This window comes from Flavobacterium sp. 2, assembly GCF_049949195.1.
Classification (GTDB): Bacteria; Bacteroidota; Bacteroidia; order Flavobacteriales; family Flavobacteriaceae; genus Flavobacterium.
In genome coordinates, this window is sequence record NZ_CP188206.1 from 4,556,350 (window position 1) to 4,578,767 (window position 22,418).

A 22,418-nucleotide genomic window follows, 5' to 3' on the forward strand; every position below is an offset into this window, starting at 1 on the left:
ATGATCGAGGTTAAATATTTTGGAGCTGTTGCTGAAAAAACAAAATGTGAATTCGAAAAATTATCTTTTTCAGAAGAATTGTCATTGCAAAAATTGTTGCAGGATTTAAACGGAAAATATGATTTCGAATCGCTGACTTTCAGCGTTGCAGTAAATCAAAAAATAGTTTCAAAAGCTTCAGATTACACTTTGCAAACAAGTGATATTGTAGCTTTGTTACCTCCATTTGCAGGAGGATAATTAAAAACCATGAAAGAATCAGCGAGATACAACCGACAAACAATTCTTCCCGAAATAGGAGATGAAGGCCAGCAAAAATTATCAAAATCGAAAGTTTTGGTGATTGGTGCAGGTGGTTTGGGTGCCGCAATTTTGCCTTATTTGGCAGGCGCAGGCGTTGGTGAAATCGGAATTGTTGATGATGATGTAATTGACGTTTCGAATCTTCATCGTCAGGTTATTTACAAAACTTCGGCTGTTGGAAAATCTAAAGCTGAAGAAGCTAAATTGATGATTTCAGAATTAAATCCGGAAATAAAAGTTAATGCTTTTTCTGAGAAATTATCTGGAAAAAATGCCATTTCGTTATTTGAAAAATATGATATTATAGTCGATGCAACAGATAATATTTCGATTAAATATTTAATAAACGATGCTTGTTTGGTAACCAATAAACCAATGGTTTACGGATCTATTTTTAGATTTCAAGGACAAGTTTCGGTATTCAATTATCAAAACGGACCAACGTACAGATGTTTGTATCCAAATGAAAATTCGAATGCTTTAAATTGTGAAGATGCTGGCGTAATTGGAATTTCAGTTGGAATTATTGGAATGTTGCAAGCAAATGAAGTTTTAAAAATGATTCTTGGAATTGGAAATGTTTTAAGCGGAAAAATATTGGTTTACAATATTTTGAACAACGAACAGCAAAAATATGATTTTGAGAAAAGTAATGTTCAAAACATAAGTAGAGAATCATTCGAAGAAAAATATAATAAAGCTGAAGTTGTAGAAATAAGTTTTGAATCTGTTTTAGAGGAAATAGATAATGATGACGTTTTATTTTTAGACGTTAGAAACGAAGACGAATTGCCAAAAATCAGTTTAAAAAATCAAATCCAGATTCCGTTGATAAATTTGGAAAAGGAAATTGAAAAACTGGATAAAAACAAAATAATTCACATTTTCTGCCAATCTGGAAGCAGAAGTAAAATCGCTGTTGAATTGCTTAAGAAATATCAATTTGAAAATGTAAAAAGCATTGCAGGCGGAGCTTTGGCAATGAAGAATATATTGAAAGAAGAAAAGATATAGCCACGACCCGAGCGATAGCGAACGGGCGAAGCAATTCACGAATTATCACGTAATAATTTGTGTAATTTAAATTTCGCGAATTTGTTTTTTAAAATCTATTCGTAAAGTATTGGATTAAACATATTCGGAAAGAAATAAGTTGTTTTAAAAGTAAAAATGAAAATACTAGAAGGGAAATTTGAAGTCATTGATAGTTTTGTAATTAGAAACAGAAATGAATTTTATCTAATAGGTCAAATAAAAGAAGGAATAATTAAGGAAAATTGGTTTGTTAATATTCCATTTAATAAATCATTATCCATGACGATAAGGATCTCTGCCATCGAAGATGTTGAATTTTCTAGTGAAGATGCGAATTATAAATTAATTATTGTAAAAGGGGATAGTGAAACTTTAGACTTTCTTCTTGGATTAAAGATAGAAAGTGAATTGCTTGAAATTACTGTTGAAGGACAAGATTAATTTTTTTTTTTAACTTTTTAAGTTGAATAGTCTGTAGCAAAAAAAACATAAAAAATGAGTAAAAATGTATTTGTAGAAGGACCAATTGCTCCTGAATTTATTGCTGAGTCGATTGCGAAACATCAATCGAAACACACGATTGGAGCGCATAATATCTTTCTAGGACAAGTTCGTGCCGATGTCATTCATGATAATACAGTCGTTGCGATTGATTATTCGGCTTATACTGATATGGCGAACGAAGCATTGTATGCGATTCGCGAAAAAGCTTTTGCAAAATTCGATTTGACCTGCATGCACATTTATCATAGTTTGGGCGTTGTAAAAGCGGGCGAAATCTGTTTGTTTGTTTTTGTTTCGGCAACGCGACGTAAACAAGTTTATGAAGCGACAGAAGCCATCGTAAACTGGATTAAAACCGATGTGCCTATTTTTGGCAAAGAAATGTTTGAAAACGATACATTCACTTGGAAACAAAATACCTAAGAAATAAAAATGGTAGATATTACGCATAAAATAAGCACTTTAAGAGTTGCAACCGCAACCGCAATTGTAAAAGTCAGCAAACAAGAAACAATTGATGCTGTTGTTAATAATTTAGTGCCAAAAGGAAACGTGTTTGAAATGGCAAAAACTGCTGGATTATTTGCTGTGAAAAACACGCATTTATCTATTCCGGATTGTCATCCGCTTCCTATTGAATTTACTGCTGTTGAGTATATTGTAGAAGGTTTAGAAATTCATATTATCTTTAAAGTAAAAACAGTTTACAAAACCGGAGTTGAGGTTGAAGCGATGCACGGCGCGTCAATTGTTGCATTGACAATGTATGATATGCTGAAACCAATTGATAAGGAAATTGAAATTTCAACAATCAAATTAATCAATAAAGAAGGCGGAAAATCGTCTTTCAAAAATAAATTCCCGAATGTAATCAAAGCAGCCGTTTTTGTTTGTTCCGATTCAATTTTTGCCGGCGATAAAGAAGATCGTTCCGGTAAAACAATTGTCGAAAAACTGGATTCATACGGAGTTGAAACTTCTCATTACGAAATCATTCCAGATGAATTGGATATTATTCAGGAAAAAACAAAAGCTTTCGCTAAAGAAAATCAGCTGGTAATTTTTACAGGCGGAACAGGATTATCGCCAAGAGATGTTACACCAGAAGCTTTAGAACCATTATTAGAAAGTAGAATTCCAGGAATTGAAGAAGCCATTCGCAGTTATGGGCAACAAAGAATGCCTTATGCGATGCTTTCTAGAAGTGTTGCAGGAACTTTAGGCAAAACTTTGGTTTTGGCTTTGCCGGGTTCAACAAACGGAGTAAGAGAATCTATGGATGCTGTTTTTCCGCATGTAATGCACGTTTTTCATATTTTAAAAGGTAAAAACCATGACAGCCTCTAACACAATTTTGACGGACGGTTTTGGGCGCAAGCACAATTATCTGCGCATTTCGCTGCTGGAAAAATGCAACCTGCGTTGTACGTACTGCATGCCGGCGGATGGAATCGCATTATCTCCAAAAGCCAGTTTAATGACGGCCGATGAGATTTTTTCCATTGCCCAGACTTTCGTAAAAAATGGTGTTGACAAAATAAGATTAACAGGCGGAGAACCTTTATTAAGAAAGGATTTTCCAGAAATAGTTTCTAAATTATCAGATCTTAATATTTCACTTTCGATAACTACAAACGGAATTTTAATTGATCGTCATATCGACGTTTTGAAACAATTTAAAGTCAAAAAGATCAATTTGAGTTTAGATACTTTGGTTTCGTCTAAATTTCATTCTGTAACACTCAGAAATCAGTTTGAGAAGGTTGTTGATAATCTGCATTTACTTTTGAATAACGATTTTCACGTCAAAGTAAATGTCGTTTTAATGAAAGGTTTTAATGATAATGAAATTGTTGATTTCGTTAAACTAACACAGTTTCTGCCTATTTCGGTTCGATTTATTGAATTTATGCCGTTTGCCGGAAATGAGTGGGACAGAAGCAAAATGGTTTCTCAAAATGAGATTTTATCTTTGGTAGGGAATAATTTTGCAGAAGATGAAATTGAAAAACTGGAAGATGAAAAAAATTTCACAGCCAGAACCTATAAAATAAAAGGCTTTCAAGGTGATTTCGGAATCATAAGTTCAATTACAAACCCGTTTTGTGATAGCTGCAACCGCATCCGCTTGACGGCCGATGGAAAAATAAAAAACTGTCTTTTCTCAAATTCTGAAACCGATTTACTAACGGCTTTTAGAAATGGAGAATCGATTACTGAATTGATTTCAGCATCTATTCAAAATAAAAAGAAAGTTCGTGCCGGAATGGTTACAATTGATGAAATGGATGACCCTGCCAAACATTTTGATAATCGTAGTATGATTGCGATTGGGGGGTAAAAATTAATTGTTAATTGTGAATTATTAATTGTGAATTGTGAGGCTGAGTGAAGTCGAAGTCTTAACCGCATAGTTTGTCATTCCGAGGAACGAGGAATCTCCGCAAGTAACTCCGTTGCTAAAGGCGCCAATCTTTGTCGAGCTACTTGCGGAGATTCCTCGTTCCTCGGAATGACAAAACAACTCGGATAAATAAAAAAAGGTTCAACTTTTAAAGTCAAACCTTTCTTAAATTATTATTTTTTCTTTTTAGCTTTTGCCTTTTTTTGAGCTTTAGCTTTCTTTTTAGCGATTTTTTTAGCTTTTGCTTTGTCTTTCGCTTTTTTAGCTTTTTCTTTTTTCTTAGCGGCTGCTTTTTGTTTTGCTTTCTTCGCTTTTTCTTTCTTTTTATCTTTTTTTGTTTTTTCTTTTAGCTTTGCTGCTTTCTTTTTCGCTTTTTCCTTTTCTTTATCTTTCACTTTTTTGGCTTTTTTAGCAGCTTTGTCTTTTTCAGTTTTAACTGCAGGGTTAGTATTTTCTTCTTTTGATTCAGTAACTGCTGCTTTTTCCTCTGGCTTTGCAGCTGGAGTTAATACTTTTTTTGCTGGAGCTCTTCTTACCGCAGGTTTTGGAGAAGTTGCTGCAGCGGTTTTTATAACGGCTTTTGCAGGTGTTTTTACAGTCGAAGTTGTTGCGGTTTTTGTTACAGTTGCTGCCGGAGCTTTGGCTGCAGCTGGTTTCGCAGCTGTTGTTTTTGGAGCTGCAGGTTTTGCGGCAGCGGTTCTGGCTGGCGCAGTTTTGCGTACTGGTGCTTTTGCTGGCGGAGTACTTGCAGTATTTTCTGTAGCTGGTTTTGTGGTTTCTGCTGCTGGAGAATCGATTTTCTCAGGAGTCGTTTCTTCGGTTTTGTTTTCCATATAAATGTACTTTTAGATGAGTATGTTAATAACAATGTAACTAAATTGTTAAGTTTCAGTTAAGTAAAGATAATTATAAAACAAGCATCTCAATGTTAAGCTTTTCTATAAATTTTGCATTTAAATAATTGAAAATTAAATAATTAGTTTTTTGTCCGAAATTTTAAAACGAAATCTCTTAACAATTCTACATGAAAAAATAGAAGAAAATGCCTTATAAATAAAGCTTTTTTGGCAATTACTTCTTTTGAAAACGAGTGCCCTAGCCCCGATGGAAGCGGCATCCTTTTATTTTTTTCTTTAAAAAATAAAAGATATAGCGGACAGCGGGATTAGCTCCTAATAAATACTCTGTTTCCCTGATTAGTTTTTTACCAATTCCAAAATTCTGAAATTACTTTTCGGTGCTTCGCATAAGGAACAGCAATAAGTCTCGGATAAATCGGTAAATAAAATACCTTTCGGAATTCCCTGGCTTTCATCTCCGTATTCCGGATTATAGAGGGTTAAACATTCCTGGCATTGGTAGATATCCAGTTGTGGTTTTTCTTTTTTCTGAGGATTTTCGGTTGTTTCTGATGTTGAATTTCCAAGTTCGTCGAAATATTTTCGGCTTAACTCAATTAAAATTGTTGGCAATTCGAGTTTGTCAATATCTTGCGAGTGCACAATATATTCGCGTGTATTTGGGTCGAAATTGCGGGCAAACAAAACATTGTAAGTATCTCTGATTTTAATGGATTCTAAAGCTTGCGGAAGTTCATTTTTTTCGATAACAATCGAAGTGAAATAATGTCCGTCGCGGTTGTATTCAGAAATTCCGAAATTTAATCCGTACGTGCTAATGTCGAATTGATCTAAAGTTCGAACCAGAAAAGTTTTGAGATTCAAAGCCCATTCCATTGCAACTGGCAAATGCCAATTCAATTCTAATAAAGAATGGCGAACGTTGATACCGCGTTTTCCTAAGAATTTTTCCCATTCCAGTTTTCTGTCTTTTGGAATTCCTTTGACAATAAATGATTTCCAAGGCGTGATGCAAATTTTTCCGATTTTGCATTCAAAACACAAATCGCACATTTCTTTTAGAAAATCTAAATCGTATAAATTATTTCTCCAATACAATCCCAACCAATATTGATCAATTCCCATTCTGTTCATTCCTTCGTAATACGGAAATGGGTAAAAAGGAATATTCAGCGGTTTGTCAATTGTTCTGTTATTGGTGTCCAAAGCTTCGCTCACTAACGTGAAAAGCATTTCGATATCAATAGAATCTTCTTCGGATATTTTTTCGATTTCATAATAAATTTTAGCTAAATCCCAGCTGTAAATCAGAACGGGATAAACTTCCATTTTTTCCCATTTTGGAAGACGAATATATAAGTACCAATAATCTTCATGTTCTGAAGCGATAAAGTTTAAATGCCCAGTAAACAAAGGAACTAATTGTTGTTTTGGATCGGTTAAGTTGACTTTGAGCTTTGGTTGTTCTTTAAATTCTTCCAAAACATATAAAAAACGGTTTCCGGTAAGCCAGTTTGTATTTCTGAAAATATCAGTTGAAACGTATGAAGAAACGATATTGTTGCCACTTTTTTGATCGGGATAAACAAAATGATGTTTTCCTAAAGTGGTTTTGTCTAAAGATTTAAAACCTTGCGGAAAAATAATATCCTGTCTTGAACCAAACGAAATGGAATCCAGACCTTCTTCCAAAGCGATGTTTACAACTTCTCTAAGTTCTCCTGGCGAAATAACGCCTCCTTTTACTATTAATCTTGTTAGTTCCATTTTTCTTTTTGTTTCAGGTTTCAGGTTTTTTTAGTTTCAGGTTATTCTCAATCTTGTCATTTCGAGGAACGAGAAATCTCCACAAGTAGCTCCGTTCCTAAAATCACCAATCTTTGTAGAGTTTCTCGTGGAGATTTCTCGTTCCTCGAAATGACAAACGGTACGCAACTTGAAACATGAAACAAAGAAAACCTGAAACATTTTTTTTAAACCTTACATTTAGCCAATATCTCTTTAACCTCTGTTTTACAGCTTCCGCAGCCTAAACCTGCGCCTGTATTTTTACATAAATCGGTGAAATCGTTGATACCGCTTTTAATCGTTTCTTCGATATTTCCGGCTCCGACTTGACTGCACGAACAAACCAATTTTCCTAAAACCGGTTTTGCAGTTGAGCTGCCTCGGAGTAATAAATTTCGTTTATCTGATAATTCGATTTTGGTTTCGATCATGGTTTTGAATTCGGCAAATTCGTTTTTATCGCCCATCAAAATTGCTCCAACCAAAAGATCATCTTTTACAATGCATTTTTTGTAATAACGTTTTTTCAAATCTGAGAAAACAATTTCTTCGTACGAATCGTCATTTTCCGGAATTTCAATATCACCGATACTGCAAAGGTTAATGTCTTCTAATTTTAGAATATTCATCAAAATAGAACCTTTATAATAACTACTGATATCTCCTGCTAAAAAGTTTGCCAGAATATCGGCTTGTTCTTCTGCGGCAGAAGTGATTCCGAATAATTTATTGTTGAATTCGGCTATTTCTCCAATCGCAAAAATATTCGGATTTGAAGTTTGTAAATACTGATTTACTCTTACACCTCGACCGCATGAAAGTCCGCTTTCGCGAGCAATTTCAATATTTGGGATTGTTCCAATCGTGTAAACAATTGCGTTTGCAGTTATAATTTTTCCGCTCTTTAAAGCAATTTCAATTTCATTTGGATTATCGGTTTCGAAAACCGTGCTGACTTCATTATCAAAATAAATCTGAATATCACGAAGCTGTACTTCTTCGGCTAATAACTTACTTGAAATTCGGTCTAATTGACGCTCCATTAAACGGGAAGCTCTTTGAACAATTGTAGTTTTTACTTTTTTATGTTTTAGGGCTGCCGCCAATTCTAATCCTAATAATCCACCGCCAATTATCACAACATGTTGTTCTTCTGGCGGAAGATTCGTGCTGTCCAGATGTTTTTTCAAACGATCAGCATCTTCTTTTTTTCTGACTGTAAATCGGCCAGGAAGATGAAGTTGTGCATTTTCCGGCACAAAAGGACGGCTTCCTGTTGCTATTATCAAGGAATCAAAAGTGTGAATTTCGCCCTGACTGTCCAGAATAGTTTTTTTGTTTGGATCTAGTTTTTCAATCGCAACTCCGGCTTTCATTGTAATTTTTAATTTACTGAAAGCTTCGCCATCTTTAACCTTTAAAAGTTGTTCCCAACTAAATTCTCCCGTCATATATTCGGGAAGTAAAACGCGATTGTAAAACGGATTTACTTCATTCGAAAAAACAATAATTTCATCAGTAGTATTGAATTCGCGATAGTTTTGAATGAATCGGAAAGAAGCTGCTCCAGCGCCAACAATGGCAATTTTCTGAAATGGTTTTACATATTTCGTTATTGAAACTGTGGTGTATTTAAAATCAGGTTCTTTTGAAATTGGGTCGACAACGTTGTTGGTTAAATTGTTTGTTCTGTTTAAATCATTTTCAAGTTGTTTTCCCCAATGCATTGGCAGGAAAACCACTTTTTCTTTGATAGAATCGGTAACTTTTGCTTTTACGCGAACTTCTCCGTTTTTGCTCGTAACGGTAACAATATCTCCGTTTTTAATATCATTTTTAAAAGCATCAATCGGATTTATTTCCAGAACTGGACTCGGAATATGGGTTAATAATCTTGAAACTTTTCCAGTTTTTGTCATCGTATGCCATTGGTCGCGAATTCTTCCCGTTGTTAAAATAAAAGGAAATTCGGCATTTGGCTGAACAGATGTATTTTCAATGGAAACAGGCAAATTAAAAATTGCTTTTCCTGAAGGCGTATAGAATTTTTTATCGGTAAATAATCTCGGAGTTCCCGGATGATTATAATCAGGAACCGGCCATTGAAAAGTGCCTTCGTTTTTTAAACGATTATAATTTAAGAAGGAAATATCAATATTGGTATTTTTGGTAAGTGCGCAATGTTCTTTATAAATTTCTTCGGCACTGTTGAAATTGAATCCGTTGAAATTCATTTTTTTAGCAAAACGAATTAAGATTTCAATGTCTGGAAGTGCTTCGCCCGGCGCATTGATTCCTTTTGGTAAATAAGAAATACGACGCTCCGAATTGGTCATTGTTCCTTCTTTTTCCAACCAACCCGCTGCAGGTAATAATAAATCGGCAAATTTGGCTGTATCGGCATTATGAGAAATATCCTGAACGACTACGAATTTTGCATTTTGAAGTGCTTTTTCTGCTCTTCGGGAATCCGGTAAACTCACTAATGGATTCGTGCAAATAATCCAAACGGCTTTCATTTTTCCAGATTCTAAAGCTTCAAACATTTCTGTCGCCGTTAAACCCGGTTTATCTGAAATTTCGTCAACACCCCAAAAGTCAGCAACTTCTTTACGATGTGTTGGGTTTGCGATGTCTTTATGTGCGGCTAAAAGTGTCGCCATTCCGCCCACTTCGCGTCCGCCCATTGCATTCGGCTGACCTGTTAATGAAAATGGGCCGGAACCCGGTTTTCCGACTTGTCCCGTTAATAAAGACAAATTCAGCAATGCTGTATTTTTATCCACGCCAACAGCACTTTGATTTAATCCCATCGCCCAAAGCGAAATAAATCCTTTGGCTTTCCCGATAATATCGGCAGCCAGTTTAATATCGTTTACAGAAATTCCGCAAAGTTTAGAAGCTTTTTCAAGAGAAGTGCCTAAAACTAAGTCTTTATATTGTTTGAAATTCTCGGCGTGGTTTTTTACAAAATCATGATCTACGTAACTTTTTTCGATAATTCGTCTCGCAATCGCGTGATATAAAATAATATCCGAACCAGGAATAATCTGCAAATGTAAATCGGCAAAAGCGGCAGTGTCTGTTCGCCTTGGATCAATACAAATTACTTTTGTTTTCGGATTTTTCTCTTTGTGTTTTTCTAATCGTCTGAATAGAATAGGGTGGCACCAAGCCGGATTTGCGCCGGTAATTAAGAAAGTGTCCGCCAATTCAATATCATCATAAGCAATTGGCACAGAATCTTCGCCAAATGTCTTTTTATAGCCCACAACCGCCGAACTCATACAAAGTCTGGAATTGGTATCGATGTTATTTGTTTTCAAAAAACCTTTTACCAATTTATTTACTAAGTAATATTCCTCAGTTAAACATTGTCCCGAAATATAAAATCCAACGCTGTCTGGTCCATGTTTTTTTATGATAGAAGAAAAAACAGCAGCGGCGCGATCAAGAGCGGTATCCCAGCTAACGCGTTCTAACGGATAGTTTTTGCTTCCGCGCATTTCCGGATATAAAATTCGGTCTGAAGTATCATTAACTACGTAGTGCAGGTTCATTCCTTTAGAACATAACATTCCTTTATTTACAGGATGATCTTTGTCACCTTCGACCATTACACCATTTTTAGCATCGTTGGTCACGATTATTCCGCAGCCAACGCCACAGTAGGAACAGGTAGTTTTGATCTTGGTACTTTGCATTACAGTTCGGTTTTAAATAAATCACTTACTTAACTTGAAACAAAAATAAGTATTTTTTAAGTATTAATACGTATTTTTTAATTTTATTTTTATTATTTTTGAGGAAAAGAAATGAGGAACAACAAATATGTTTAATGCCGAAAAAATGGAACTCATGAAAGAAGAACAATCTATTTGTTATAATTGTGCCAATGAAAATTGTTTCATTAAAAAACATTTGCATTTAGAGCAAATGAAGCAATATGTCTCGAAGAAGCATAGTTTTGTTTGCAAAAAATCACAACAATTTATTACCGAAGGCGCGCCGTTGCAAGGCCTTTATTTTGTTTGTTCTGGAAAAGTAAAAACGGTAAAAACCGGAATTAACGGACGTGAGCAAATTGTACGTTTGACTACAAATGGCGACACTATTGGTTTCCGCGGATTCGGAACGAGCAAACGTTATTTGATTGGCGCTTATGCCTTGGAAGATACTGTTTTGTGCAATTTTAGTAACGAGACTATGATGGAGATTTTACAGCATGTTCCTGAATTTACTTATGCTTTAATGTTGTTTTATGCAGAAGAATTAAACAAAAGCGAAAATAATATCAGAAAGATTGCTCACATGAATGTCCGCGAACGTGTGATTGATTTACTGCTTTATATTCATCGTAAATTCGGACAGGTAAATGGTTTAATTGATATTGAGCTTTCGCGAAAGGAAATTGCAGATTTTGCCGGAACTACTGAAGAACAGGCGATTCGTATTTTGTCTAGCCTTAAAAAAGAAGCTCTGATTAAAACCGAAGGAAAGCGTGTTGGGATTTTGGAAGTTTCAACCTTGCGAGCTGAAATTATGGAGCATAAATATTTTTAAAAGAGGGACAAAGTTACAAAGGGACAAAGTTGCAAAGGTTTTGATGTTTATTTATGCAAAATTCTCTCTAATACTCGAACTCTGTTTTTTAAACCTTCTTTATTTCTAATCGGATCATAGAGACTTGGATTTTTTAACATTGCAATTATAGTTAGTACTTCTTTTTCGTTTAATTCCTTAATATCTTTATTAAAATAGAATTTTGAAGCTTCTTTGACACCAAAAGTTTTTCGTGTAGAATCTGCATATACATGTTTGAAATCAGTATTTAGAAGAAGAAATTTAAAACAATCCATCTTGGAATATTTTCTTTTAATTTTTAATTGATAAAGTGATTTTGTTGGTGAATATCCATGTCTGTAAACACTAAAAGAACCAATATAATTTGTTGCAATTTCACAAGGACATTTTGGATCTTCCATTTTCTTGTAAATTTCAGTTTGAATTTTAACAAAGGAACTTAAATCCTCACTTTGTGCTTCTTTCAATTTGTTTGAGAGGTGTACAAATCCATTATTCTGATAAATAGGATTAAAATCGCTTAGTAAATAGGAGATTAAGAATCCCATAAAAACTATTATTGCAAGAAAAATTTTTAATGGTTTTTTGAACATGCAGAAATATTTTTTTGTAGAGACACACTGCAGTGCGTCTCTACGTCGTGTTTTTATTTTTTTCTTCCCACAAATCGGATTACAGAACCCGTTCCGTTATGGAATAAACCTTCGTTGAGTTCGATTTCTTTTTCTTCTAATTCGATAATTTCATAATTTGGAAAATCAGCTTTTATTTCTTCGATTGAAAACAAAGATTCAATGTCTTTTGGTCCGCCAACTTTTTCATTTTTTGTTACGTATTCCAAATGCTTTTTGCTGAAAGCTTCAAAAATAATAATACCGTCTTTTTTTAAAAGTTCGTCAAGTTGTCTATGAATTTCAGATTTGATTGTTGCCGGAAAATGGGCATAAATTAAAGCAATTGCATCAAATTGTTCGGTATGAAAATCTAAAGTTTCTAATTCTCCAACTTGATAATCGATTGCAACATCATTGTTTTTTGCTAAACGAAGCGCTTTGTTTCTTCCTTCTTCACTAATATCAAAAGCTGAAACTTCCCAGCCTAATTGGGCAGCGAAAACAGCATTTCGTCCTTCGCCTTCGGCAGGAAAAAGAATCGCGCCGGGATTTAATTTTTCGATTTGTTCTTGTAAATAATTGTTTGGTGCTGTACCGTATGCAAAATCTTCGGTTTTGTAACGGTCATCCCATCTTTGAGTCCAGTTGTTCATTTGGTTTATATATTGAAATTAATTATTAAAGGTTTGTGATCGCTGTACATTGTCCAATCTTTATAATTTCCGATTTCGACACTTTCTAAAACTTCCATAAAATCATTTGAGACAAAACAATAATCCATATGATAAGGTTTGTTTTCGTGTCTATAAAGATATAAAGTTGGATGTTCTTCTTTGCCTTGAATTTGATTGAAGTAGTTGTGATATGTGCTGAAGATGTTCTTTTCGGCTAATTTATTTACTACGGTTGTGTGATTGCCTTCGCGACGTGGTTTGTCCCAAATCGTATTGCTGTTGAAATCGCCAATTAAAATGGTTTTAGTTTCTTTGATTAAATCTTCGTAATAATTAATCGCTTTCCAAATCTGCGTTACGTAAGCGCCATCTTTATCACTAGGATTATTTGCCCAGATGGCAAACAAAATAAAATCGACTTTTCCGCCAGTAACGGCAATTGGTAAAATATTTTTGAAATCAGGATTATGACAATCAAGCAGTTGAAAACGATAATCACTATAAGAAAAAACACCAAGACCTTTATGCGGATTTGTTCCATACCAGAGAATGTCGTTTGGTGTTTTTATTTCGTCTGGGAATTTTAGTTTTTCAGGATTTTCACATTCTGAAATTACCGCAATATCAGGATGGTAAGCGAGAATGAATTCTGCTTTTTTTCTGAATGCCATGTTGCAATTCCAGGCTATGAGTTTCATTTGTAGAAGATTTTGAATAAACTATTTCATTTTTAATTTATGAAACCCAAGTATTTTCAATTTTATCAATTATCCATTTATTATTGACTTTCTTGATGTAAATTCGATAACCTTGTCCGCAAAGTCTACCACAAGCAAAGCCACCATCTAGAATCCCAAATTTTTTATCCTTATCAAATTGTATTCTAGAAAAGAAAACTGCTCCAGAAAAAACAAAATCGTATTTGGTTAACCAAATTAGACCTCTTTCTTTTGGGAACTGAGAAATATTTCTGAGTTCAAATTTATTGTTGAGTTTTATGTTTTTAAAATCAAAAGTATATTCTGTTTCTTTTTTTTCTTTTGATATATAGATTTTAGCATTTTTAAAATGTTTTTCGAAATCTTTATTTAAATCTTGTTGGTTATCTTTCAATATTGAATCAAAAGCAACAATAATCTTAGAAGTGTCTTTTTTGATTTTTTCCGTATTGATTTTCCATTCTAATAGCTTTTGTTTTTGCTCTGGTGTAGCTTTAGTACTATCAACACCAATGTAATGTCCTGTTTTATCGAATATCGATTCTCCATATTCTGGAGGGAAATTTGTAAACAATCTTATATCAATACAAGTTGAATCTATTAGACTAGGGAAAATTTCGGTCATTACATTTTTCTCAAACTCTAAATCGGTGATTTTCTTCTCACAACTAGAAAAGAGAATAATTACTGATATAATTGCTAAACTTTTAAGTTTCTTCATGATATCAAATATATTAATTAAAAAATTAGAATAATTTACCTTTAAAACAAAAAAAATACCCTTTTCCAAATAAGAAAAGGGTAGATTATATATTTTAGATTATTAAAAATCTTTTTTGCAATCTTAACCAACAAGTGTCGTTACACCACTATTTACATCAATTTCTGCAAAATTATGTTTTCCCATAACGATAAGCAGTTTATCTGAATTATAACCTACATATCTAATTTCAGGTTGTCCTTTTTTTGGTTTTCCGCACACCGAAATCACATTGGTTTGCCATTTCAATTTGCTTCTTTTGTAGGCAGAGATTGTTTGCAAGTCATTCTCGACATAATAAACAATACTGTTTTTTTTGATTCCTCTTTTTTGCGTTTTGGCAAAATTTATTTCGGAATTATTAGAAATTAAGGCATCATTGTACTTTTGAGCGATGCCTGTTTGCGTGACAATAAATGTCAGCATTGACAGTTTTAGGAAAGGTTTCATTTTGATAGAATTTGGGGTTCGTAATCACTTCAAATATAAATAATTAAATCATATAACAAAATTTCTGGAAGACAAAAAAAAATCCCTTTTTCCGAAATAGGAAAAGGGGATTTTTTAGGAGTTAATTTTGAAGAAAAACTATTTTTTCCAGCTAAAAATTCTCGGATCTACAGAAATCATCAACCAAGCCCAATTGTTGGTATGATTTGCATCTCCGTTTTTGATGAATTCTAAAGTGCTAGATCCAAACATTTGGGAATAACCTCCCGTAACGGTAATATTTTTTTTGAAATTATAGCCAAAAGTTGCATCAACCTCCGTTCCTAAATACGAATCTAATTTTTCATTTACTGGCGTAACCACATCAGCGGCAGATAAAAATACATGCGGAATCAAAGCAAATTGCCATTTATTGACATTATAATTCAATTTGATGAAAGCATCTTGTAAACCAACATTATTCAGGTGATTTCCAACATAGAAATAATCCATATAACCATTAAAACCATGGTTAGTTCCAAAAATCGGATTGAACGATTTGATTACGGTACTTCCATCGTTTGAAGCTTTTCCTGATAAAAATTCGTAACCTAAACCAGCTTTGAAAGCATCTGTAATATTGTATCCAAAATTAGCTGCAGCATTCCATGCACTTACTTGCAAATTGGTACTTTTTCCAGTTTGTCCGTAAAACCAAAAGTTCGTATCGATTTTACCTTTTTTATAAGTCAAATAAGGTCCAAAAGTTTGTTTGTAATCTACTAATAATTTATTTGCAGGATTAGGATTAGGCGCATATTCATAACCTGTGTTTAGCAATAAAAAGCTTAAACCAAAAGCTTCGTTAAATTGGTTATGATACCATGCATATTGTAACGCTTTGTAACTAGCAACGGTATAAGGTGTTTGAAATGTATTTTCGGCAGTTGAATTGTAAGCGCCTCCAAAGTCTAACTTTTGAGTTTCGTTATGAAAGGAAACTGTTAACGCATCATGACTTTGTGCTTGTTGTCCCCAATCTTGTTCTCCTAAAATACGCTGATTGTCATAAGATAAGACTTGACGACCTAATCTTGCGCTCCATTTTTCTGTAAAATTATATTGTGCCCAAGCCTCAAAAACCGCAACTCCATTTTTATCAGCGACAGCAGTTGGCGCTACATCACCCCAGGTTCTGGTGTTTTGTAAAGTCAGTTTTACAATTAAATCTTCTTGTTTATAATTGAAATTTAATCGGGAACGCTGTGAAATTTGAGATGTGCCTTCCTGTCCGTAAGGTAATAAAGTTTTGTAACCGTTTCTGTATTCAAAGCGAGGCCTGATTTGCAGATTCACATCTAATTCCTGTGACTGCATTTTAAAGCTGATTCCCACAAGCAAAAGAATGGCCAATTTTAGTTTATTCATGATTCATGGTTTTAATTGTGAGGCAAATTTATAAGATTATTTCCTTAGAAAATGTGATTAAAATCATATTGTTGTGATTTATTGCGCATCTAATGCTAAAACTAATTCTGGTTGTTTCTTAGGTGCCATTTTAAGAATCGTGTAATGCATCCAAACAAGACAAACGGTTGAGAATATCAGAATAAAAATCCATGAGCTAGACCAGATTCCGGTTGCAGTTAATAAATATCCGAAGATAATCGGGCCAAAGAATCCGCCTAAACCACCAATCATTCCAACCATTCCGCCGACAACGCCAACTTCTGTTGGGAAATATTCAGGAATATGTTTGTAAACCGCCGCTTTTCCAATTCCCCAAGAAATCCCGATTAGAATAACCAAAACCAAGAACACCCACATATTAGCATCAAATTTAATAACAGTTACGCCTTTTGCGATTAGTTCTTTTTTGGCAACACTTTGATTGTGCGCTACAACTACATCTTGCCAGCTTGAAGTAGTTGGGAAAATGGCATTTTCAGCTGTATTGGCTGTTTTTTGTGCAATTGGATATTCTTTATCTCCAACTTTTACGGTTTTATCGCTGATTTCATTTACAACACCTTTTTTAGCAGCTAATATTCCTGGACCTGAAGTCATGATTTCCATTTTAGGAATCGATAATAATGCACTTAAAATTACTGAAGAACTCAAAACCCAGTACATCACTTTTCGGGCACCAAATTTATCAGATAAATAACCTCCAAAAGCTCTAATAACGCCAGAAGGAAGACTAAACATTGTAGCAAACAAACCGCCCATAACTAAACTCGTTTGGTATACGTTCATGAAATTTGGCAAAAGCCATTGTGAATAAGCTACAAAACATCCAAAAACTAAGAAGTAATACGCTCCAAAACGCCAAACTCTTTCTGATTTTAAAGGTGTCAACATTTGTGATATAGTTTTGCCGTTGCTTTCTAATTTTTTATTTTGAGCGAAAATTAAAAAGGCAACACCAATTACTACTAATGAAATAGCGTAAATAACAGGAAGTATTTTCCAGCCATTTTGCGGATCATCAATTGAAAAATGATTTAATAATGAAGGAGCAAGAAAAGTCGTTATTGCAGCGCCAGCATTTCCCATTCCGAAGATTCCTAAAGCGCGGCCTTGCCATTCTTTTGGGTACCAGATTGAAGTGTAACCAATTCCTACTGCAAAACTGGTTCCGACCATTCCGAAGAAGAAACTAAGTACGGCAAACATGAAAAAACTGTCGGCGTAGGGAAGGAGAAACAATGGAATTGAACTTAATAATAATAAAAGTGAAAAAACATATTTTCCGCCAAATTTGTCTGTTAAGATCCCGATTGGCAGACGCATGATTGATCCGGTTAAAATTGGAATTCCAAGAAGCCATCCAACTTGAATAACATCCCAATGGAAAATTCCGTTATCGACCAAAAAGGTTACCAGAACGCCGTTTAATGTCCAGCAGGCAAAACACACTGTAAAAGCCAATGTGTTCAAAAATAAAATTTTGTGTGATTGCGATAGTGAGTTTGTATTTTTCATAGTACTTATATTTTTATGTAAAAGTAAGTACTATAACTTAGTTAAAACCTGCTAAAACGCAGTTTTTGAAAAATAATTACGTATTTATACGTATTTTTTAAATTAAAGAATACTCAGCCGCTTTATTAGAAAGTTCCATTAAGTTTTTTACTTTCAATTTTTTCATCAAATTAAAACGGTGTACTTCTGCTGTACGTTTGCTGATATCCAAAGCTTCAGCGATTTCTTTGTTTCCTTTTCCGGATAACAAAAGTGTAAGGATTTCTTTTTCTCTTTTGGTAATCATCATTTCTTCACCCAAAGTTTGTTTAGGTTCTAATGATGCAGAAGAATTTGTCAATTGACCAATTAAAATAGAAGAAATATCACCGCTGAAATACTTTCCTCCAGCAGAAACGCTATGCAATGCTTTTAAGAATTCTTCTTTACTTGAACCTTTTAATAAATATCCGTCGGCTCCGGCTTTTATGGATTTTAAAACATATTCTTCAGATTCGTGCATCGAAAGCATGATGATTTTTACGTTGTTATTCTCGCTTCTAAGTTTTTCTACTACCTCGATACCAGTTAAGTTTGGCATACGGATATCTACTATAAGTAAATCTGGTTTTGTTTCTGTAACTACTTCCAGGGCATCTGCACCATCAATAGCTTCGCCCACAACCTCAATGTTTGCTTCGTTTTCCAGTAAAGATTTGATTCCGTCTCTAACAAAAACATGGTCATCTGCTAATACTACACGAATGATATTACTCATAGTTTACTTAATTTTGATTCTCGATTTTTACGTATATTCATCTATAAAGAAGACGCTAATATACGTAATTTTTTAGATTTTAAAATCCAATATTAAAATTTCTAATGTTGGAAATTTTAAATTTCAAGGATAAAACTCTAAATTCTGAGAAAGTTTTACATCAAGTTTGTCATTTCGAGGAACGAGAAATCTCCACAAGTAGCTCTACAAAAATTGGCGATTTAGATTGCAGAGTTTCTTGTGGAGATTTCTCGTTCCTCGAAATGACAATATTGAAAATATGTTGTGTCATACTTTATTGCGTTAAGATGACAAAAAATGCTGGAAAGATCTAATAATAAAATCAAATCATCTTTTGAAACTGTATGTCCGCGAGAGGGATAGGAGCAATCCGCCGCAGCGGAGCGGATAGCCCGACAGCATCCCGATAAAAGGGCGAATAAGTACAAAGTAAAATAGCCCTTTTATCGGGATGGTGGCTCGCCCTAATGAATTTGAAAATTAGAAAATGTGTCAATTAGAAAATTGTTTTGTAGTTGAAAATTATCTAATTATCAAATTGGTACATTATCTCATTTAAGAATCGGAATATTAAAAGTAATTCTGGTTCCTTCGCCTGGAATGGAGTTCATGAAAACGCGTCCGTTGATGTATTGGATTCTTTCTTTCATGAATAAAAGTCCCATTCCGGATTCGCTGTTGCGTTTTTTGTCGACTGAATTGACGTCAAAACCTTTTCCGTTATCGTCAACTATAATACTTAGTAAAGTTTCACTGTGCGAAAGCTGTACAATAATATGTGAAGATTCGGCATATTTAATGGCGTTGTTGATGGCTTCTTGAGTTAATCGATAAATGTTAATTTCGATTAAGGAATCAAGTCGCTGATCAAAATCGGTTTTGTTGTAGAAAAGGATTTCTTTTCCAGTTAGTTTTGAAAGTTCCTGTGTGAGTTTTGCCAATGAGGAAACGATGCCGTGATCGCTTAATTCCGGCGGCATCAAGTTGAAAGTTGCTGTGCGAACACCTTTTATAATATCAAGGGAAAGTTTCTTTAAATACTCGATTTTTTGCTCTGATTTTTCGCGGTCATCAAGATTGATGCTTTCTAAACTGAACTTTAAACCCGTAAGCATTTGACCAATTCCGTCGTGAATTTCTTTGGCGATTCGGTTTTGTTCGTTTTCCTGATTTTCAACGATTTTGCTTGAAATAATCTTTTGCTGATTGATTTTTTCGGTTGTGTTTTCGAGATTCAAACGTTCGACTTCGCGTTGTGCTTTTTTGCGTTCGGTGATGTTGAAACAAACAATTAAAAGTTCGAGTTCGTCTTTTTTGATCATTACAGGAACCATCGACAAATCGAGCCAGATTTCTTTTTCGTCTTTATTTATAATTTTGATTTCGCCCTGCCAGCCACTGCGTTGTTTTTCGAAAATCAGACGATCAAAATTAACTTGTTCTTTTTCGTCTTCAGTAAGTACTTCGGAGAATTTTTTGTTAGATGAAAATTTGGTGTAATTTAAAAGCTTGGCAAATTTTTCTCCAATATGAATGATGGATCCATCAGGTGAAATTCGGCAATACAGCAAAGTGTTTTCCATCGCATAATTGAGCGATTTTAATTCTTTTACCGAGTTTTCTTTGATTTCGCTGATAATCTCCGTGTCGTATGCCAGTTTCAGTGCTTTCTTTTCAGAAGATAAAAGCTGGGCAATTAACTTTTCGATTTTCTTGTTGGTTGGTTTGAAAATGAAGAAGAATTCCAGAAGAAGAACCAAAAGTGTAAAACCGAAAATCCAATATTCGATTTTGCGTTGTTCAGTAACTTTTTCGTGTGCTTCAAGATCGTATTGCGTTACAATCTGATTCATTTTCGAAAGGAAAGTTCCTTCGTTTTCCAGAATAATCTGAACCAATTTTTGGTTTTCAGAAGCAGATTTTTTTTGTTGTAAATTCAACAAAAAAGAATCTGTAGTTTGTGCAATTTTATTGAAAATCGGATTGATTTCAAGATATAATTTAGAAAGTGTTTCTGATTTTTCTTTAGGAAAAGCTAAACTGTCATTTCCGTTTTCCAACGCATTTTGATTCTTTTTCCAAAGTTCTAAAACCTCTTTTAAATGCGAAGTTTTTTTGGCTGTAGCCGAATCAGAAACGTAATGTAAAATCAGAACTTCTTTGACAATTTTCTGGCTCAACATTCTTTGTTTACCAGAGAAATTAATGATTTTTGAATCGCTTAACTGCTGATTCAGATTGTATTGTACTAAAAACTGACTGACAATTATAGTTAAGGCAATAGTAAGAAGTGCAAAAAAATACAGACGGCGTAAATTTTTGAAAGTGATTTTTTCTGCTGCTTCCTGATTGCTTTTCTTCATATCTTTTTTACAATCCCAAAGAAGCTTTTATTAGGTTTAAATTTTCTTCAGAATAATTGATTTTTAAAGCTTCCTGATGCCCTTTGTCTGACATTTTATCCCAGGTTTTTTTGATGATGTTTTTTAGTTTTTCTTCGTCGTGTTTATGAACGAATGGTTCTAAGTAATATTCTAAAAATACTAAACAAATAACATCTTCCAGTAATTGGGTTTCAGCATCTTTTTTAAGTAATTTCTTTTCAATTAAAAAAGAAACGCGATCGATAAAAGTCTGATCATAACCTGCTTTTACCAGAATTTCGGATGTAGTTTTAGCGTGGAATTTTTTCAATTCTTCTCTCCATTTCAAATAACCAACACGATCCATTGGGTATGATTCGCGAGCGACTTTCCATCGGCAAATATGTTGTGCTTTTGAAGCGATCTGAATTTCTTCTGATGCATTTGGTTCAAACTGCATTAGTTTTTCGTACATCCTGTTTGAATACAATAATTCTTTTGGATATTCTGTGTTTTGGTCTAATTCGATGTTTGGATCCTGAGCATTTTCAGCATCAATCCATTCGCTTGCTTTTTGAAAAGGTGTAGTCATTTTTTGGTTTGATAATAGAATTTCAAAGATACGGAATTATGTTTTTTTTCGCCACGAATTTCACGAATTAGCACGAATTATTGTTTTTGTTTTTTTGCCACAGATTAAAGGATTTTTTGGATTTAATTTGGGGTTTATTTTTTTTCGCCACGAATTTCACGAATTAGCACGAATTATTGTTTTGGTTTTTTGCCACAGATTAAAGGATTTTTTGGATTTAATTTGGGGTTTATTTTTTTTCGCCACGAATTCGCGAGTTTGCTTAAATTATTATTTAATTTTTTTGCCACAGATTAAAAGATTTATTTAAAAAAATCCTTTAATCTTTGTGGATAATTTGAATTGTTTTCGCCACGAATTTCACGGATCTCCACGAATTAAATTAGTGTAATTTGTGAAATTCGTGGCGAAGAAAAAATCCTTTTAATCTGTGTAATCTGTGGCTATAAATTAATCTACAAAGCCAACAAAAACTTCATCTTCGACAATCTTAATCGGATAAGTGGCAATGCTATATTCTTCGCCGTTTAAGTTAGAACCGTCAACTAAAGAAAAAGTCTTTTTATGCATCGGGCAGGCGATTTTTGGAATATCGTCGGCAGAACCAGTCATTCCTCTTGAAAGCACCATTTCCATTTTATGTGGACAGGCATTTTGGCAAGCGTACCATTGGTTACGGCGTGTAAAATTAAAAATCGCGATTTGTTTGTTTTTATATTTAATGCATCCGCCTCGGTTGGTCGGGAAATCTTCAACTTTACCCGCTTTGAACCAAATTGTAGCATCGCTTGCGTGAACCGTTTCGTATTGATTTAAGATTTCTTCCATTTTGATTAAGTTTTGATTTCCTGTTTCTTAGCCCTCTTTTTACAATCAAGAGAGTTTTGATGGCGCAGTAAAAAAGAGGGTAAGAAGGACAGCAAACGTTTAATGATTTTTTTTTCTTTTTTTGGAGCTTTATGATTGAAATTGCTCGCAAAGTCGCGAAGGCGCAAAGTTTTTTTTAAGTTTTAGAATTTGATTTTG

22 protein-coding genes are annotated in these 22,418 nt (G+C 34.1%); 8 read left to right on the forward strand and 14 right to left on the reverse strand.

All coding sequences use genetic code 11. The features are described 5' to 3' along the window. The 6 genes from ACNFIH_RS19850 to moaA all read left to right on the forward strand — a co-directional run bounded on the left by ACNFIH_RS19850 (position 1) and on the right by moaA (position 4,183). Complete coding sequence (locus tag ACNFIH_RS19850) at positions 1–240, forward strand: MoaD/ThiS family protein (RefSeq protein WP_426484469.1); 240 nt, start codon at positions 1–3, stop codon at positions 238–240. Positions 241–249: 9 nt separating this feature from the next. Beyond that, a complete protein-coding gene (gene moeB, locus ACNFIH_RS19855) occupies positions 250–1,317 on the forward strand; it encodes a molybdopterin-synthase adenylyltransferase MoeB (RefSeq protein ID WP_426484470.1) in 1,068 nt (355 codons plus the stop codon). Positions 1,318–1,473: 156 nt separating this feature from the next. Next, positions 1,474–1,779 (forward strand): hypothetical protein, encoded by a 306-nt coding sequence (locus tag ACNFIH_RS19860; RefSeq protein WP_426484471.1) that lies wholly within the window; start codon positions 1,474–1,476, stop codon positions 1,777–1,779. A 54-nt stretch (positions 1,780–1,833) separates the two neighbouring features. Beyond that, complete coding sequence (locus ACNFIH_RS19865; RefSeq protein ID WP_035648088.1) at positions 1,834–2,265, forward strand: molybdenum cofactor biosynthesis protein MoaE; 432 nt, start codon at positions 1,834–1,836, stop codon at positions 2,263–2,265. A gap of 9 nt (positions 2,266–2,274) precedes the next feature. Continuing rightward, positions 2,275–3,189, forward strand: a complete 915-nt coding sequence (moaCB, locus tag ACNFIH_RS19870; protein ID WP_426484472.1) for a bifunctional molybdenum cofactor biosynthesis protein MoaC/MoaB — start codon at positions 2,275–2,277, stop codon at positions 3,187–3,189. Further along, positions 3,176–4,183 carry a GTP 3',8-cyclase MoaA gene (moaA, locus tag ACNFIH_RS19875; protein WP_426484473.1) on the forward strand — a complete coding sequence of 336 codons (1,008 nt, stop codon included), beginning with the start codon at positions 3,176–3,178 and terminating at the stop codon, positions 4,181–4,183. Before moaCB ends, moaA begins: the two co-directional genes overlap by 14 nt. Before the next feature lie 236 nt (positions 4,184–4,419). Here moaA and ACNFIH_RS19880 read toward each other — a convergent pair whose 3' ends face one another. Beyond that, complete coding sequence (locus tag ACNFIH_RS19880; protein WP_426484474.1) at positions 4,420–4,641, reverse strand: hypothetical protein; 222 nt, start codon at positions 4,639–4,641, stop codon at positions 4,420–4,422. A 4-nt stretch (positions 4,642–4,645) separates the two neighbouring features. Between ACNFIH_RS19880 and ACNFIH_RS19885 the strand changes: the two genes are divergently transcribed. After that, on the forward strand, positions 4,646–5,083 hold the full coding sequence (locus ACNFIH_RS19885; RefSeq protein ID WP_426484475.1) for a hypothetical protein: 438 nt from the start codon (positions 4,646–4,648) through the stop codon (positions 5,081–5,083). 359 nt (positions 5,084–5,442) lie between these two features. On the opposite strand, the gene ACNFIH_RS19890 is transcribed toward ACNFIH_RS19885, so the two are convergent. Next, positions 5,443–6,873, reverse strand: a complete 1,431-nt coding sequence (locus ACNFIH_RS19890) for a rubredoxin (protein WP_426484476.1) — start codon at positions 6,871–6,873, stop codon at positions 5,443–5,445. A gap of 206 nt (positions 6,874–7,079) precedes the next feature. After that, the gene (locus ACNFIH_RS19895; RefSeq protein ID WP_426484477.1) at positions 7,080–10,598 is read right to left on the reverse strand and encodes a molybdopterin-dependent oxidoreductase; all 3,519 of its coding nucleotides are present in this window, start codon (positions 10,596–10,598) and stop codon (positions 7,080–7,082) included. A gap of 154 nt (positions 10,599–10,752) precedes the next feature. On the opposite strand from ACNFIH_RS19895, the gene ACNFIH_RS19900 reads away from it, so the two are divergent. Next, entirely contained in the window at positions 10,753–11,457 is a 705-nt protein-coding gene (locus ACNFIH_RS19900) for a Crp/Fnr family transcriptional regulator (protein WP_426484478.1), read from the forward strand. Positions 11,458–11,504: 47 nt separating this feature from the next. Here the strand turns inward: ACNFIH_RS19900 and ACNFIH_RS19905 are convergent, their stop codons facing one another. From ACNFIH_RS19905 to nirD, 11 genes are all read right to left on the reverse strand, one after another. After that, positions 11,505–12,071 (reverse strand): transglycosylase domain-containing protein, encoded by a 567-nt coding sequence (locus ACNFIH_RS19905; RefSeq protein ID WP_320568098.1) that lies wholly within the window; start codon positions 12,069–12,071, stop codon positions 11,505–11,507. Positions 12,072–12,124: 53 nt separating this feature from the next. Next, positions 12,125–12,745: a class I SAM-dependent methyltransferase gene (locus ACNFIH_RS19910; protein ID WP_426484479.1), complete on the reverse strand. Its 621-nt coding sequence runs from the start codon at positions 12,743–12,745 to the stop codon at positions 12,125–12,127. 5 nt (positions 12,746–12,750) lie between these two features. Next, positions 12,751–13,464, reverse strand: coding sequence for an endonuclease/exonuclease/phosphatase family protein (locus ACNFIH_RS19915; RefSeq protein ID WP_426484480.1), 714 nt, complete (start codon positions 13,462–13,464; stop codon positions 12,751–12,753). 37 nt (positions 13,465–13,501) lie between these two features. After that, positions 13,502–14,206, reverse strand: a complete 705-nt coding sequence (locus ACNFIH_RS19920) for a hypothetical protein (protein WP_152561007.1) — start codon at positions 14,204–14,206, stop codon at positions 13,502–13,504. Between the two features lie 123 nt (positions 14,207–14,329). Next, a complete protein-coding gene (locus ACNFIH_RS19925) occupies positions 14,330–14,695 on the reverse strand; it encodes a hypothetical protein (RefSeq protein ID WP_035647028.1) in 366 nt (121 codons plus the stop codon). Between the two features lie 138 nt (positions 14,696–14,833). Next, complete coding sequence (locus tag ACNFIH_RS19930; RefSeq protein WP_426484481.1) at positions 14,834–16,102, reverse strand: alginate export family protein; 1,269 nt, start codon at positions 16,100–16,102, stop codon at positions 14,834–14,836. A gap of 78 nt (positions 16,103–16,180) precedes the next feature. Further along, a complete protein-coding gene (locus tag ACNFIH_RS19935; protein WP_426484482.1) occupies positions 16,181–17,659 on the reverse strand; it encodes an MFS transporter in 1,479 nt (492 codons plus the stop codon). 97 nt (positions 17,660–17,756) lie between these two features. Next, the gene (locus ACNFIH_RS19940) at positions 17,757–18,416 is read right to left on the reverse strand and encodes a response regulator transcription factor (RefSeq protein WP_035647022.1); all 660 of its coding nucleotides are present in this window, start codon (positions 18,414–18,416) and stop codon (positions 17,757–17,759) included. Positions 18,417–18,988: 572 nt separating this feature from the next. Continuing rightward, positions 18,989–20,800: an ATP-binding protein gene (locus tag ACNFIH_RS19945; RefSeq protein WP_426484483.1), complete on the reverse strand. Its 1,812-nt coding sequence runs from the start codon at positions 20,798–20,800 to the stop codon at positions 18,989–18,991. A gap of 7 nt (positions 20,801–20,807) precedes the next feature. Next, positions 20,808–21,392, reverse strand: coding sequence for a DUF4202 domain-containing protein (locus ACNFIH_RS19950; protein WP_035647019.1), 585 nt, complete (start codon positions 21,390–21,392; stop codon positions 20,808–20,810). A 450-nt stretch (positions 21,393–21,842) separates the two neighbouring features. Further along, positions 21,843–22,220, reverse strand: a complete 378-nt coding sequence (gene nirD / locus ACNFIH_RS19955; RefSeq protein WP_426484484.1) for a nitrite reductase small subunit NirD — start codon at positions 22,218–22,220, stop codon at positions 21,843–21,845. Between the last annotated feature and the right edge of the window lie 198 nt (positions 22,221–22,418).

Bases quoted from the DNA above. Each gene is read 5' to 3' on its own strand.
- ACNFIH_RS19895 (WP_426484477.1), bottom strand. From the start codon at position 10,598: ATGCAAAGTACCAAGATCAAAACTACCTGTTCCTACTGTGGCGTTGGC.
- ACNFIH_RS19865 (WP_035648088.1), top strand. From the start codon at position 1,834: ATGAGTAAAAATGTATTTGTAGAAGGACCAATTGCTCCTGAATTTATT.
- ACNFIH_RS19945 (WP_426484483.1), bottom strand. From the start codon at position 20,800: ATGAAGAAAAGCAATCAGGAAGCAGCAGAAAAAATCACTTTCAAAAAT.
- moeB (WP_426484470.1), top strand. From the start codon at position 250: ATGAAAGAATCAGCGAGATACAACCGACAAACAATTCTTCCCGAAATA.
- ACNFIH_RS19915 (WP_426484480.1), bottom strand. From the start codon at position 13,464: ATGAAACTCATAGCCTGGAATTGCAACATGGCATTCAGAAAAAAAGCA.
- ACNFIH_RS19930 (WP_426484481.1), bottom strand. From the start codon at position 16,102: ATGAATAAACTAAAATTGGCCATTCTTTTGCTTGTGGGAATCAGCTTT.
- ACNFIH_RS19850 (WP_426484469.1), top strand. From the start codon at position 1: ATGATCGAGGTTAAATATTTTGGAGCTGTTGCTGAAAAAACAAAATGT.
- ACNFIH_RS19920 (WP_152561007.1), bottom strand. From the start codon at position 14,206: ATGAAGAAACTTAAAAGTTTAGCAATTATATCAGTAATTATTCTCTTT.
- moaCB (WP_426484472.1), top strand. From the start codon at position 2,275: ATGGTAGATATTACGCATAAAATAAGCACTTTAAGAGTTGCAACCGCA.
- nirD (WP_426484484.1), bottom strand. From the start codon at position 22,220: ATGGAAGAAATCTTAAATCAATACGAAACGGTTCACGCAAGCGATGCT.
- ACNFIH_RS19860 (WP_426484471.1), top strand. From the start codon at position 1,474: ATGAAAATACTAGAAGGGAAATTTGAAGTCATTGATAGTTTTGTAATT.
- moaA (WP_426484473.1), top strand. From the start codon at position 3,176: ATGACAGCCTCTAACACAATTTTGACGGACGGTTTTGGGCGCAAGCAC.
- ACNFIH_RS19900 (WP_426484478.1), top strand. From the start codon at position 10,753: ATGAAAGAAGAACAATCTATTTGTTATAATTGTGCCAATGAAAATTGT.
- ACNFIH_RS19950 (WP_035647019.1), bottom strand. From the start codon at position 21,392: ATGACTACACCTTTTCAAAAAGCAAGCGAATGGATTGATGCTGAAAAT.
- ACNFIH_RS19925 (WP_035647028.1), bottom strand. From the start codon at position 14,695: ATGAAACCTTTCCTAAAACTGTCAATGCTGACATTTATTGTCACGCAA.
- ACNFIH_RS19935 (WP_426484482.1), bottom strand. From the start codon at position 17,659: ATGAAAAATACAAACTCACTATCGCAATCACACAAAATTTTATTTTTG.
- ACNFIH_RS19910 (WP_426484479.1), bottom strand. From the start codon at position 12,745: ATGAACAACTGGACTCAAAGATGGGATGACCGTTACAAAACCGAAGAT.
- ACNFIH_RS19890 (WP_426484476.1), bottom strand. From the start codon at position 6,873: ATGGAACTAACAAGATTAATAGTAAAAGGAGGCGTTATTTCGCCAGGA.
- ACNFIH_RS19940 (WP_035647022.1), bottom strand. From the start codon at position 18,416: ATGAGTAATATCATTCGTGTAGTATTAGCAGATGACCATGTTTTTGTT.
- ACNFIH_RS19905 (WP_320568098.1), bottom strand. From the start codon at position 12,071: ATGTTCAAAAAACCATTAAAAATTTTTCTTGCAATAATAGTTTTTATG.